This is a genomic window from Arthrobacter sp. TmtSoilC48 (assembly GCF_059739425.1).
In genome coordinates, this window is record NZ_AP046049.1 from 916,751 (window position 1) to 929,371 (window position 12,621).

At 62.1% G+C, this 12,621-nt stretch carries 11 protein-coding genes; 8 read left to right on the plus strand and 3 right to left on the minus strand.

The annotated features are described in order from the left end of the window. Positions 1 to 62 precede the first annotated feature (62 nt). The 8 genes from AC6I97_RS04420 (at position 63) to AC6I97_RS04455 (ending at position 8,630) form a co-directional block, all read left to right on the plus strand. Positions 63 to 1,361 carry an L-fuconate dehydratase gene (locus AC6I97_RS04420; RefSeq protein ID WP_497944183.1) on the plus strand — a complete coding sequence of 433 codons (1,299 nt, stop codon included), beginning with the start codon at positions 63 to 65 and terminating at the stop codon, positions 1,359 to 1,361. 42 nt (positions 1,362 to 1,403) lie between these two features. Beyond that, positions 1,404 to 2,936 carry a sugar ABC transporter ATP-binding protein gene (locus tag AC6I97_RS04425; protein WP_224165625.1) on the plus strand — a complete coding sequence of 511 codons (1,533 nt, stop codon included), beginning with the start codon at positions 1,404 to 1,406 and terminating at the stop codon, positions 2,934 to 2,936. Further along, complete coding sequence (locus AC6I97_RS04430) at positions 2,933 to 3,970, plus strand: ABC transporter permease (protein WP_224165624.1); 1,038 nt, start codon at positions 2,933 to 2,935, stop codon at positions 3,968 to 3,970. The genes AC6I97_RS04425 and AC6I97_RS04430 overlap by 4 nt, the downstream gene beginning before the upstream one ends. Before the next feature lie 125 nt (positions 3,971 to 4,095). After that, positions 4,096 to 5,097, plus strand: a complete 1,002-nt coding sequence (locus tag AC6I97_RS04435) for an ABC transporter substrate-binding protein (protein WP_497944184.1) — start codon at positions 4,096 to 4,098, stop codon at positions 5,095 to 5,097. 94 nt (positions 5,098 to 5,191) lie between these two features. Beyond that, on the plus strand, positions 5,192 to 6,484 hold the full coding sequence (locus AC6I97_RS04440) for an alpha-L-fucosidase (protein ID WP_497944185.1): 1,293 nt from the start codon (positions 5,192 to 5,194) through the stop codon (positions 6,482 to 6,484). Further along, entirely contained in the window at positions 6,477 to 6,791 is a 315-nt protein-coding gene (locus tag AC6I97_RS04445) for an L-rhamnose mutarotase (RefSeq protein ID WP_224093482.1), read from the plus strand. The genes AC6I97_RS04440 and AC6I97_RS04445 overlap by 8 nt, the downstream gene beginning before the upstream one ends. Then, positions 6,788 to 7,768 (plus strand): aldo/keto reductase, encoded by a 981-nt coding sequence (locus AC6I97_RS04450; RefSeq protein ID WP_497944186.1) that lies wholly within the window; start codon positions 6,788 to 6,790, stop codon positions 7,766 to 7,768. The genes AC6I97_RS04445 and AC6I97_RS04450 overlap by 4 nt, the downstream gene beginning before the upstream one ends. After that, on the plus strand, positions 7,761 to 8,630 hold the full coding sequence (locus AC6I97_RS04455) for an amidohydrolase family protein (protein WP_224093484.1): 870 nt from the start codon (positions 7,761 to 7,763) through the stop codon (positions 8,628 to 8,630). Before AC6I97_RS04450 ends, AC6I97_RS04455 begins: the two co-directional genes overlap by 8 nt. A 26-nt stretch (positions 8,631 to 8,656) precedes the next feature. Here the strand turns inward: AC6I97_RS04455 and AC6I97_RS04460 are convergent, their stop codons facing one another. From AC6I97_RS04460 to AC6I97_RS04470, 3 genes are all read right to left on the minus strand, one after another. Next, positions 8,657 to 9,328 (minus strand): FadR/GntR family transcriptional regulator, encoded by a 672-nt coding sequence (locus tag AC6I97_RS04460; RefSeq protein ID WP_224093485.1) that lies wholly within the window; start codon positions 9,326 to 9,328, stop codon positions 8,657 to 8,659. 213 nt (positions 9,329 to 9,541) lie between these two features. Next, on the minus strand, positions 9,542 to 11,053 hold the full coding sequence (locus AC6I97_RS04465) for an amino acid permease (RefSeq protein ID WP_224093486.1): 1,512 nt from the start codon (positions 11,051 to 11,053) through the stop codon (positions 9,542 to 9,544). Between the two features lie 142 nt (positions 11,054 to 11,195). Next, positions 11,196 to 12,611, minus strand: coding sequence for an aspartate ammonia-lyase (locus AC6I97_RS04470; RefSeq protein WP_224165619.1), 1,416 nt, complete (start codon positions 12,609 to 12,611; stop codon positions 11,196 to 11,198). Positions 12,612 to 12,621 lie beyond the last annotated feature (10 nt).

Sequence of the window (12,621 nt, forward strand, 5' to 3'; positions counted from 1 at the left end):
AGGTAGACATCGGATGTTTAGCTCTACCTAGATCAACCGCCAGCTGCCAAGCAAGGAGCGCAATGAGCGTCGTCACCGCAGTGGACACTTTCGATATCCGCTTTCCCACCTCACAGGACCTCGATGGCTCCGATGCCATGAACCCGGACCCCGACTATTCAGCCGCGTACCTGATCATTCGCACTGATGCCGGTGACGGCCATGAAGGCCACGGCTTCGTGTTCACGATCGGGCGCGGAAACGAGGTTGAGACGGCAGCCCTCGACGCCCTCCGGGAGCACATTCTGGGCCGTAACGTGGAGGACCTCCTGGGCGACATGGGTGCCACCTGGAAGCTGATGGCCCACGATTCCCAGCTCCGCTGGCTTGGCCCGGAGAAGGGCGTCATACATATGGCCATAGGCGCGGTGGTCAACGCTCTCTGGGATCTGAAGGCCAAGCGGGCAGGCTTGCCGCTCTGGGAACTGCTGGCAGACATGAGTCCCGAGGAGCTCGTGGCATTGGTGGACTTCAGATACCTCACCGACGCCCTCACGCCGGATGAAGCGCTGGCGATCCTCCGGATGGCGGAGCCGGGAAAGGAGCTGCGCAAAGCAGCCCTCCGCGCTGAAGGCTACCCCGCCTACACCACGACGCCGGGATGGCTGGGTTACAGCGACGAGAAACTGACGCGCCTGGCCAAGGAAGCCGTGGCCGATGGGTTTGCGCAGATCAAGCTCAAGGTGGGTGCCTCCTTGGAGGACGATATCCGGCGCGTCGGGATTGCCCGGGCGGCGGTGGGTCCGGACACCAGGATCGCGGTGGACGCCAACCAGCGCTGGGATGTCCAGGAAGCCATCGATTGGATGGCCCACCTGGCTCCCTATGACATCGCCTGGATCGAGGAACCTACCAGCCCCGATGACGTCCTGGGGCATGCGGCCATTGCCCGCGGGGTTGCCCCCATCCCTGTGGCAACAGGCGAGCACGTCCAGAACCGGGTGGTGTTCAAGCAGATGCTCCAGGCTGGTTCCCTCCAGGTCCTGCAGATAGATGCGGCCCGTGTAGCCGGGGTCAACGAAAACATCGCCATCCTGCTGCTCGCGGCCAAGTTCGGGATCCGCGTGTGTCCGCATGCCGGCGGCGTGGGGCTGTGCGAGGCCGTTCAGCACCTGTCCATGTTCGACTTCGTTGCCGTCTCAGGTACCAAGGAAGGCAGGATGATCGAGTTCGTGGACCATCTGCACCAGCACTTCATCACACCTGTGGACGTCCGAAGCGGCGTCTACTGGCCGCCGTCGGCTCCTGGTGCGGGCAACGAAATGGTGCGTGAAACACTGACGGAATACGCCTTCCCCGACGGCCCCGTCTGGGCCCGATAACGTACCGCGACAGCACGTGCACGCTCACAAGGAAGTGATCGCATGACCCAGCAAGCACCACCGCTGCTCTCCCTCCACGGAGTCAGCAAGAGTTTCCCCGGAGTCCGGGCCCTGAACAACATGGGGCTGGAGCTTCGCCATGGTGAAGTCCTTGCGCTCGTGGGTGAGAACGGCGCCGGAAAGTCCACGCTGATGAAGCTTCTATCCGGCATCTACACACCGGACAGCGGCGCCTTCGAGCTGAACGGAACGGCCTTTGTGCCCAACAGTCCCAAGCACGCGCAGGAACTGGGTATCAGCATCATCCACCAGGAATTCAACCTGATGCCGGACCTCACCGTAGCCCAGAACATCTTCATCGGCCGCGAACCCCGGCGCTTCGGAGTGCTGAACGAACGGGCCCTCAACCATCAGGCCCGGGAACTGCTGGACAGGATCGGGCTGCAGCTGAATCCCCGTCAGAAAGTGGGGCAGCTGACGGTCGCCAAGCAGCAGATGGTGGAGATCGCGAAAGCACTGAGCCACGATTCCAAAGTGATCATCATGGACGAACCAACGGCAGCACTGAATGACGCCGAGGTGGCCGCCCTGCACCAGATCATCCGTGGATTCATCTCTCCCACCACAGGCGTCATCTACATCTCCCACAGGATGGACGAACTCAAGCAGATCTCACAGCGCATCACCGTCATCCGCGATGGCGAGTACGTGGACACCGTCAATACAGCGGAAACCACCATGAAGGAAGTCATCTCCCTGATGGTGGGGCGTCGGATTTCAGGAGAACAGCGCCCTACGGCGGTCCCCGCCGAGGTGCGTAACGACGTCGTGCTTTCGGTTGAGGGGTTATCGACGCGAGCCTTGCTGCGGGATGTCGGATTCGAACTGCGACGCGGCGAAATCCTTGGCTTCGCCGGGCTCATGGGCGCAGGTCGGACGGAGGTGGCACGGGCCCTGGTGGGCGCCGATCGTGCCACGTTCACCCGGTTACAGGTACGCGGCGTTGATGCGGCCATCCCGAACCCTGCCGCTGCCGCGAAGCTGGGCATCGGCTACCTGTCCGAGGACCGCAAGCATCTTGGCCTCATGCTTGAGCGCGACGTGAAGGAGAACATCATGCTCTCCTCGCTCGCGGCGAACGCACCGGGCGGTTTCATCAAGGATTCGGCGTTGCGCAGGACCGCTGAGGAATACAGCAGGAAGCTAAGGATCAAAACGCCATCCATCAACCAACTGGCGCGCAATCTCTCCGGCGGCAACCAGCAGAAGATCGTGATCGCCAAGTGGCTGGTCAAGGACTGCGACATTCTCATTTTTGATGAACCCACGCGTGGAATCGACGTTGGTGCCAAGGAGGAAATTTACAGGCTCCTTAACGAACTGGCCGCCGGTGGGAAATCGATCATCATGATCTCCTCGGAGCTTCCCGAGATCCTGCGCATGTCCCACCGGATCGCCGTTATGGCCGAAGGCCGGATCACAGGCTTCCTCAGCAACGCTGAAGCCACCCAGGAACAAATCATGGAGCTGGCCACCCGCCGCGCCATCGCCACACCAGGAGCAATGACAGCATGAGCCTTGTAGAGACCCCCGCGTCCCGCAACCAGGGTACAAAGCCCGGACCCGCCGAACAGAAGCCCGTACGTGACCTGGCAACCCGGTTCCGTTCATCCCTTCAACAGCTCCTGGCCTTCGGTTCACTCATTGTCCTGGTCATCTTTTTCGGTGCGATGAACTCAAGGTTCCTGGTGCCAAGCAATCTTTCGGACATCCTTCTCTCCACCGTCGTGATCGGGTTGCTGGCCCTGGGCGCGACGTTCGTGATCATTACCGGAGGCATTGATCTCTCCGTAGGCACCGGGATGAGCCTGTGCTCAGTCATGACGGGCGTGGTCCTGACCTATCTCGGCCTGCCGCTGTGGGCCGGCGTCATTGGCGGCATCCTGATGGGAGCCGTGATCGGTGCCGTCAATGGGTTCCTCATTTCGTTCCTGAAGATCCCACCGTTCATTGCCACCTTGGCCACGATGCTCGTAGCACAGGGCATGGCCCTGGTGGTTTCCGGAACCAAACCCATCTATTTCACCAGCACTGAAGGCTTCGCCAACCTTGCCCTCGGCAAGCCCATCCCCGGCCTGGTAGTTCCCAACGCAGTATTCATCTTCTTCGCGGTGGCCGTACTGGCCGGACTCGTCATGAGCAAGACGCTCTTGGGCCGCTATACCTTCTCCATCGGTTCCAACGAGGAAGCAACAGCACTTTCCGGCATCAACGTGCGGAACTGGAAATTGTGGATCTATACGGCCGCCGGAGCCTTCACAGGCCTGGCCGGCGTCATCATCGCAGCCCGCCTGAACTCCGCCCAGCCGGGGCAGGGCATGGGCTACGAACTGCAGGCTATTGCCGCCGTCGTGATCGGTGGAACATCCCTGGCCGGAGGCAAAGGCTCCATCGTCGGAACGGTGATCGGCGCCCTCATCATGTCCGTCCTGACCAACGGCCTGCGCATTATCTCCGTGCCGCAGGAATGGCAGAACGTGGCCATCGGCGTCGTGATCCTCGTGGCGGTCTATCTGGACATGCTGCGCAGGAAGGAGACCACCAAATAGCCCCTGCGCTTCGGCTCCAACCACCCGCTTCCGCTCCAACCACCCGCTTCCGCTCCACCCAATCGCATCCTCTCCAGAACGCATCTTCTCCAGAACGCATCCTCAGAAAAAGGGAGTCTTCAATCGTGAGCAAGTCCATCCACAACCGCCGTTCCTTCCTTACCCTCACTGGCCTCGCCCTCGGTGCCGTCGCCATCGCCGGCTGCGAGGCACCGGCCGGATCCGCCTCCGCCAGCGGAGCAGCAGCCAACGGCGCCAAGCCGTACATCGCCGTCGTGTCCAAAGGTTTCCAGCACCAGTTCTGGCAGGCCGTCAAGCAAGGAGCGGACAAGGCTGCCAAGGAATTCAACGTCGAGATCAGCTTTGAGGGCCCGAACACCGAGAAGGACGTCGACCAGCAGATCCAGATGCTCACCACGGCCCTGGGCAAATCGCCTGCAGCCATCGGCTTCGCAGCGCTGGACTCACAGGCCGCCACGCCCCTCCTGGAGCAGGCCAAGAGCAAGAACATCCCGGTCATTGCGTTCGACTCCGGCGTTGACTCCACCATCCCGGCCACCACGGCTTCCACCGACAACAAGGCTGCAGCAGCTGAGGCTGCCAAGCACCTTGCTGAACTGATTGGCGGATCAGGGGAAATCGCCATCATCGGCCACGACCAGACGTCCAAGTCCGGCACGGACCGTCGGGACGGCTTCAAGGAATACATCGAAAAGAACAACCCCGGGGTCAAGATCGTCGCCATCCAGTACGCCGGTGGTGACCAGCTGCTCTCGGCAGACGCTGCCAAGGCGATCATCACCGCCAACCCCAACCTCAAAGGCATGTACGGAACCAACGAAGGTTCGGCAATCGGCGTCGTCAAGGCCGTGGAGGAGCTTGGCCTCAAGGGCAAACTGACGATCGTCGGATTCGACTCGGGCAAGGCGCAAATTGACGCCATCAAGTCCGGACTCATGGCAGGCGCCGTCACCCAGAACCCTGTTGGCATCGGCTATGAGACGATCAAGGCCGCCGTTGCCGCGATCAAGGGTGAGAAGTTGCCGGGCAAGATCGACACCGGCTTCTACTGGTACGACGCCAAGAACATCGACTCCGAGACCATTAAGCCCAACCTCTACCAATAGAATCAGCCCGGATTGGGAAGCACTGCGCGGCTCCCAATCCGGGCCTGACGCTCCAAAAAGCACTGCCAAATCCCGGCACACGGAAGGTATCCCGTTGATCCAGCACGCACCTTGGTTCGAAGAGGCACGCTTTGGCATGTTCGTACACTGGGGCCTGTACGCCCTGCCCGCCCGGCACGAGTGGGTGATGAACCGCGAGGAAACCACTGTGGAGGAGTACTCCAAATACTTCCGGCGCTTTGACCCCGATCTCTACGATCCCCGCGGGTGGGCACGGGCCGCGCGCAGGGCCGGCATGAAGTACGTGGTCCTCACCACCAAGCATCACGATGGCTTCTGCCTATGGGACTCAGCTCTGACGGACTACAAAGCCACCAACACCCCAGCGGGCCGTGACCTGATTGCACCCTACGTGGACGCGCTGCGGGCTGAAGGACTCAAAGTCGGTTTCTACCACTCGCTGATCGACTGGCACCATCCGGACTTCACCATCGACGGCGTGCACCCCCAACGCAACGCAGCCGACGTCGAAAACCTCAACGCCGGACGCGACATGGCACGCTACCGCGAGTACCTGCACGGACAGGTGCACGAGCTCCTGGGCAACTACGGCACCATCGACTACCTGTTCTTCGATTTCTCCTACGCAGGAGACGGACACTCAGAGTTCTGGGGCGGCAAGGGTGCCAAGGACTGGGACTCCGAAAACCTGCTCGCCATGGTGCGGGAACTGCAGCCCGGCATAGTGGTCAACGACCGCCTTGGTATCCCCGGCGACTTCGTCACCCCCGAGCAGTACCAGCCGGCCGGACCCATGATGGTCGACGGCGTCCCCGTCACTTGGGAGGCCTGCCAGACCTTGAACGGCAGCTGGGGTTACGACCGCGACAACCTCAACTACAAATCCGTGGACCTGCTCATCCGAATGCTGGTGGATTGCGTCTCCAAAGGCGGCAACCTGCTGCTTAACGTAGGCCCAACAGGCCGGGGCAGCATCGACCCCCGGGCGCTCGCCTCCCTTGAAGGCATCGGCGAGTGGATGGAACTGCATTCCCGCTCGATTTACGGCGCGGGGACTTCGCAGTTCACAGCACCTGCGGATGCCCGCTACACCCAGCGCGGGGACCGCCTGTACGTGCATCTCTTCGCCTGGCCCTTTGAATACGTCCATCTCCCGGACCTGGCCGGCAAAGTGGAGTATGCCCAACTCCTCAACGACGCATCCGAGGTCTTCCTCCAACAGGTGGACCCCGCACAGCAGGCCATGAACATGACCCCCGGAGGCCAACCAACCGGGACCCTGACCATCAAGCTCCCCGTCCAGCGGCCCGACGTCGCTGTGCCCGTGCTTGAACTTTTCCTGAAGCCGGGGAATCTCAATGACTGAAAGCATCGCCCTCCACACCCGGCTCAAACCCGGAACCGAAGAGGCATACGCAGACGCCCACGCGAACATCCCGCCCGAACTCGTTGAAGCCCTCAAAGGAGCCGGCGTACGGAATTGGCGGATCTGGCGCAGCGGGCTGGACCTTTTCCACGTGGTGGACGTCGAGGACTACCAAGCCATGCGCCATGCGCTCGCGGATCATCCGGCGAACGTTCCCTGGCAGGCCCGGATGGCAGAACTTCTTGAGGTTCAGGACGATTACTCCGGAAACGATTCGGGTATCCAGAAAGTATGGGAACTGCCATGAACTCTGAACCACTGACTCTCGGCAGGCTCGGATTCGGTGGGGCCGGCATCGGAAACCTGTACAAAGCCATCCCGGATGGGGAAGCGTTGGCTACTGTCCTGGCGGCCTGGGATTCAGGTGTCCGCTATTTCGACACCGCACCCCACTACGGCCTGGGCTTGTCCGAGCAGAGATTGGGCGCTGTCCTCCGGGACAAACCCCGGGAAGAATTCGTCATCTCCACTAAAGTGGGCCGCTTGCTGGAAGCCAACCCCGATGCCGGCTCGGCAAAGGACGGCCCGGCAGCGGCCGGCTCGGCAAAGGACGACGAGGGCTTCGACGTCCCCGCTACCAGCAGACGCGTATGGGATTTCACCGAAGCCGGCATCCGGCGCAGCATCGAGGACTCCCTGGAACGCCTGGGCCTGGACCATGTGGATATCGCATACCTCCACGATCCCGATGTCCACGATCTCCAGAAGGGCATCTCCCACGCCCTTCCAGCGCTGGAGAAACTGCGCGCCGAGGGCTTGGTCAAAGCCATCGGCGTCGGCACCAACTCCGCGGAAGCAGCCTTGGAATGTGTCGAGGCCGCGGACCTGGACCTCATCATGCTCGCAGGACGCTACACGTTGCTTGAGCAGCCCAGCGTCCCGCTGCTTGACCGCTGCGTGGAGCAGCGCACCGGCGTCGTGGATGTTGGCGTCTACAACTCCGGGCTGCTGGCCCGTCCCGAAGTCCCCGACGACGCGCATTACAACTACGACCGCGCACCGCGTGCAGTGGTTGAGCGTGCGCGTGCGCTCGCGGGCGTCTGCAGCGACTTCGGGGTGGAACTCCCGACGGCGGCACTCCAGTTCCCCTTGCGGCATCCGGCCGTGGTGAATGTGACAGTCGGGGCCAGCAGACCTGAACAGGTCACTTCGAACGCCAGCCGTATGCAGGAATCCGTGCCCGAAGAATTGTGGGACGCGTTGGAGGCCCTGCGGCGTGATTGACGCGCATCTGCACCTCTGGAATCTCGATACCTTCGTAACGGGAGGTGTCCGGCCCTACTCATGGCTCGGCCCGCAGCACGGTGGGCTGTTCCGCAGCTTCGGCGAGGATGAGGCCGCAGAGGTCCTGGCCGCAGCGGGGGTGAGCGGAGCGGTGATGGTCCAGGCCGACGACACGGTTGCTGACACCGAGAGCATGCTGGGGGTGGCGTCGCGCAATCCGTGGGTACTCGGCGTCGTGGGGTGGATCCAACTCGACTCTCCCGCGGAAGCCGCGTCCCAACTGGACCGCTTCGCCACTCATTCCGTCTTCAGGGGCGTGCGGCATTTGGTGCACGATGATCCCCGGGATGACTTCCTTGACCTGCCCCCGGTACGCGAATCCCTGGCCCTGCTTGCCGCACGCGGCCTGGCCTTCGACGTCCCCGATGCCTTCCCACGTCATCTGGGAGGCACTGTACGGCTTGCCCGCGAACTTCCTGAGCTGACCGTGGTCCTGGATCATCTCGGCAAGCCACCCCTTGCCGACGCCGCTGCGATGGACCTTTGGCGCGCTGATTTTCGAGAACTAGGGCGTCTGCCCAACACCGTGGCCAAGTTGTCCGGCTTGCACTTGCCCGGCGTGGAATATTCCGCAGATTCGTTGCGGCCCTTGTTCGACGAAGCGCTGGAGGCCTTCGGTCCCGATCGCTTGATGATCGGCAGCGACTGGCCGGTCAGCACACTGGGTGCGCCTTACGGCCGGACCTTGGATGTGTTGTTGGAACTCATCTCTTCACTGAGCGTCCCTGAACAGGATGCCGCGCTCGAGGCGACAGCAATCCGCACCTACGGGCTGCCGGTTACGCCGCTTCCACAGGATTAGCTCCCAAGGATTAGGACTTCCTCGGACTAGAGGGCCTGCCGCAGCCAGTTCTCCACGCCGCTGATGTGGACAGTCACCAGGGCCCGGACCAGTTCGGCATCGCCGCGTTCCAGGGCGTCGGCGATAGCGCGGTGTTCTGCCAGCGTATGCGCCACAGCTTTTTCCTGCGTCAGGCCACGCCAGATCCGGGCTCGGACCGTACTGCTGGACAGGGCTTCCAAGAGGCTGCCAAGGTAGTCGTTCCCCGCAGCTTCGGTGATGATTCGGTGGAATTCGAGATCGTGGGCTACGAGTTCCTCGACGTCCGTGTTTTCATCGATGCCGTCCATGGTGGCCCGGAGCGCCATGAGCTCTGCCGGCCCGATCTTGCCGGCAGCGAGGTGGGCGGTGGCCGGTTCAAGGATTCGTCGGACCTCAAAGAGTTCCAGGATGGAGCGGTCCTGATGCAGGTCAACCACAAATGCCACGGCTTCGTTAAGCAGCTTGGCATCGAGGCTGGTGACGTAGGTTCCGTCGCCGCGGCGGACGTCGAGCACGCGGATCAGCTCCAGTGCCTTCACCGCCTCACGCAGTGAACTGCGCGAAAGGCCGAGCCGCTCGCTCAGTTCCTTCTCGGGCGGAAGCCGATCCCCGGCCTTGAGTTCCCCGCGGATCAGCATGTCCTTGATCTTGCCAATCGCCTCATCTGTGACAGCCATGGATCCATAGTAGTCGCGAATCATCGGATGTTTGGCTTAGGCGCGCTCTCACCCAACTACGTAGCAGCAGATGCCCTTTTGGGCGCTCAAAACGGCATCTGCTGCTACTTACTTGGGTTCGTTAACCAACGACGGCGGCACTTGCGTTCCGTTGTTACGGAACCCAGGTGCCGCCGTCGGGCGTTACTTGGAACTGGCGCTATTGGGGACCTGTTAGGAGTCGCCGCCGCGCATGGGGCGGTTGGCAATAACCGGGGCGCTGCCGGTGTAGCCATCGCGGGTCGCAGCAAGCTCGTGGATCTGCTTGCGGCACAGGTACCAGCCAACCACCATCAGTGCGCATGCGATCGCCGTGACCAGCATGGTGAGCGGGGAGTCGATGAAGACCATCACCAGCACGCCCACCAGGAACAGGAGCGAAAGGTAACCGGTGTACGGCGCACCAAACATCCGGAAGGACGGGCGCTTGAGCCAGCCCTTGTCCGCCCAGCGTTTGAGTTGCATCTGGCACAGGACGATGGTGGCCCACGTGACGATGATCCCCACGGAAGCAACGTTCAGGACGATTTCGAACGCCTGTGACGGGACGAGGTAGTTCAGCGGAACGCCGAGGAGCGAGACACCTGCCGTGATCGCAATGCCACCGTAGGGGACACCGGCCTTGTTCATGCGCTGGGCAAACTTCGGGGCGGACCCTGCAACGGACATTGAGCGCAGGATACGGCCGGTGGAGTACAGGCCGGCGTTCAGCGAAGACAGCGCGGCGGTGAGGACCACGAGGTTCATGATCACGTCCACGCCCTGGATGCCGATGGAACCGAAGAACGTCACGAACGGGCTGACGCCCTTCTCGTAGGACGTGTAGGGGAGCAGCAGAGCGAGCAGGATGACCGAGCCAACGTAGAACACTGCGATACGGAAGACCACGGAGTTGATGGCCTTGGGCATGATCTTCTCAGGGTTCGGAGTTTCACCGGCGGCGGTGCCGATGAGCTCGATCGATGCGTAAGCGAACAGCACACCCTGCATGAGGATGATCATGGGAAGGATGCCATTGGGGAAGATGCCGCCGTTGTCGGAGAGGAGGCTGAAGCCCACTTCCTGGCCCTCCACCGGGGTGCCGAAGATGACGAAGTAGCTGCCTACCACCAGGAAGGCCACCAAAGCAGCGACCTTGACCAGGGCGAACCAGAATTCAAGCTCGCCAAAGACCTTGACCGAAACCAGGTTCAGGCTCAGGACCACGACAAGTGCGATAAGCGCCCATGCCCACTGTGGAACCACGCCGATCCACGGGACGTATTTGCCGAAGAAGTTCATGTACAGCGCCGCTGCTGTGATATCCACGATGGTGGTGGTGGCCCAGTTGATCCAGTAGAACCAGCCGGAAACGAAAGCTGCCTTCTCACCGAAGAACTCACGGGCGTAAGAAACGAAGGATCCCGACGAGGGGCGGTGGAGAACGAGTTCACCGAGAGCGCGGAGGATCAGGAATGCGAAGAAGCCACATACGGCATACGCGATGACGAGCGAAGGGCCCGCAGCGTTGAGGCGGCCACCAGCGCCGAGGAACAGCCCGGTGCCGATTGCACCGCCGATCGCGATCATCTGGATCTGGCGGGGCTTCAGATCCTTGTGGTAGCCCTTGTCCTCCTTGTGGAGGGCTTTCTCGCTGGCATGCGCTTGGGCCGGGACCGTGTGGTCCGTGATGGGTGGGTTGGTCATTGGAATCCTTAGGGGTGTCCTGTTGGGGGTGTCCTGGACGCGTCCGATCGGGGGCCGGAGCGCAGGACAGGGCCTCGTGGGGGTGTGCCTTATCGGGCGGGACGGCTCTCTTGAGCCGCTGGGCTTACTGGCCGGTTTCGGCTTACTTGCTCAGGTTTGCCAGACGTTCCGGGCTGAGCAGTTCCTCAAGCTGGGCAGCAGTCAGCAGACCGTGCTCCAGGACGAGTTCTGCAACACCCTTGCCGGTAGCCAGCGCTTCTTGGGCGATGGCCGTGGCGGAGGCATAACCGATGTGGGGGTTCAATGCCGTGACGAGACCGATCGACTGCTCCACGGTAAGCCGTAGCCGTTCGGTGTTTGCTGTGATGCCCCGGACGCAGCGTGCCGTAAGGGTGCGGCACGCTGCTTCCAGGTGGGAGATGCTCTTGTGCAGGCTGTGCACAATGATCGGTTCGAAGGCGTTCAGCTGAAGCTGGCCCGCCTCCGCGGCCATGGTGACTGTGACATCGTTGCCGATGACTTCGTACGCCACCTGGCTGACCACTTCCGGGATCACCGGATTGATCTTGCCGGGCATGATCGACGAACCGGATTGAACAGCCGGCAGGTTGATCTCGCCCAAACCCGCACGCGGTCCAGAGGACAGCAGGCGGAGGTCGTTGCAAATCTTGGAGAGCTTCACTGCCACACGCTTGAGGACGCCTGACAGATGAACGAAAGCGCCAACATCCTGGGTGGCCTCAATGAGGTCCGCCGACGTCAGGAGCGGAAGGCCAGTGATTTCGGCCAGGTGACGGCAGGCGGCATCTGCGTAACCGACTGGAGCGTTCAGGCCCGTGCCAATGGCGGTGGCCCCAAGGTTGATCTCGTGGATCAGCATGTGGGACTCGTCCAGGCGGGCACGGTCCTCGCCAATGGTCACGGCGTACCCACCGAATTCCTGGCCCAAGGTCATGGGAACGGCGTCCTGAAGCTGGGTGCGGCCCATCTTCACAACCGTGCGGAATTCACGGCCCTTCTCGGCAAACGCCAACTCGAGTTCTTCCAGGGCGAGGAGGAGTTCCTTCACCGAGAAGATCGTGGCGAGGTTCACCGCCGTCGGGTAGACGTCGTTGGTGGACTGGCTCAGGTTGACGTGGTCATTGGGGTGCAGCTTTGAGTAATCGCCCTTGGGGTGGCCAAGGATTTCCAGTGCACGGTTGGCGATGACCTCGTTTGCGTTCATGTTGGAGCTGGTGCCCGCGCCGCCCTGGATCACGTCCACCATGAACTGCTCCTGGAGCATGCCATCCATGACGTCCTGGCATGCCTGGTCAATGGCTCCGGCGCGTTCGGCATCCAGGAGGCCGAGCTCATGATTCGTGCGGGCTGCCGCTTGCTTTACCGCGGCGAGGCCGCGGACCAGATGGCGGTTCGTGGACAGAGGCTGTCCTGTGATGGGGAAATTCTCGATGGCCCGCAGGGTGTGGACGCCCCAGTAGGCGTTCCCGGGAATATCGCGGTCCCCCAGGAGGTCGTGTTCGGAACGGATGGGGATCGCCTGATCGACGGTGGTCATAGCTGTCCTT

Bases quoted from the DNA above. Each gene is read 5' to 3' on its own strand.
- AC6I97_RS04465 (WP_224093486.1), bottom strand. From the start codon at position 11,053: ATGACCAACCCACCCATCACGGACCACACGGTCCCGGCCCAAGCGCAT.
- AC6I97_RS04470 (WP_224165619.1), bottom strand. From the start codon at position 12,611: ATGACCACCGTCGATCAGGCGATCCCCATCCGTTCCGAACACGACCTC.
- AC6I97_RS04430 (WP_224165624.1), top strand. From the start codon at position 2,933: ATGAGCCTTGTAGAGACCCCCGCGTCCCGCAACCAGGGTACAAAGCCC.
- AC6I97_RS04460 (WP_224093485.1), bottom strand. From the start codon at position 9,328: ATGGCTGTCACAGATGAGGCGATTGGCAAGATCAAGGACATGCTGATC.
- AC6I97_RS04450 (WP_497944186.1), top strand. From the start codon at position 6,788: ATGAACTCTGAACCACTGACTCTCGGCAGGCTCGGATTCGGTGGGGCC.
- AC6I97_RS04420 (WP_497944183.1), top strand. From the start codon at position 63: ATGAGCGTCGTCACCGCAGTGGACACTTTCGATATCCGCTTTCCCACC.
- AC6I97_RS04445 (WP_224093482.1), top strand. From the start codon at position 6,477: ATGACTGAAAGCATCGCCCTCCACACCCGGCTCAAACCCGGAACCGAA.
- AC6I97_RS04425 (WP_224165625.1), top strand. From the start codon at position 1,404: ATGACCCAGCAAGCACCACCGCTGCTCTCCCTCCACGGAGTCAGCAAG.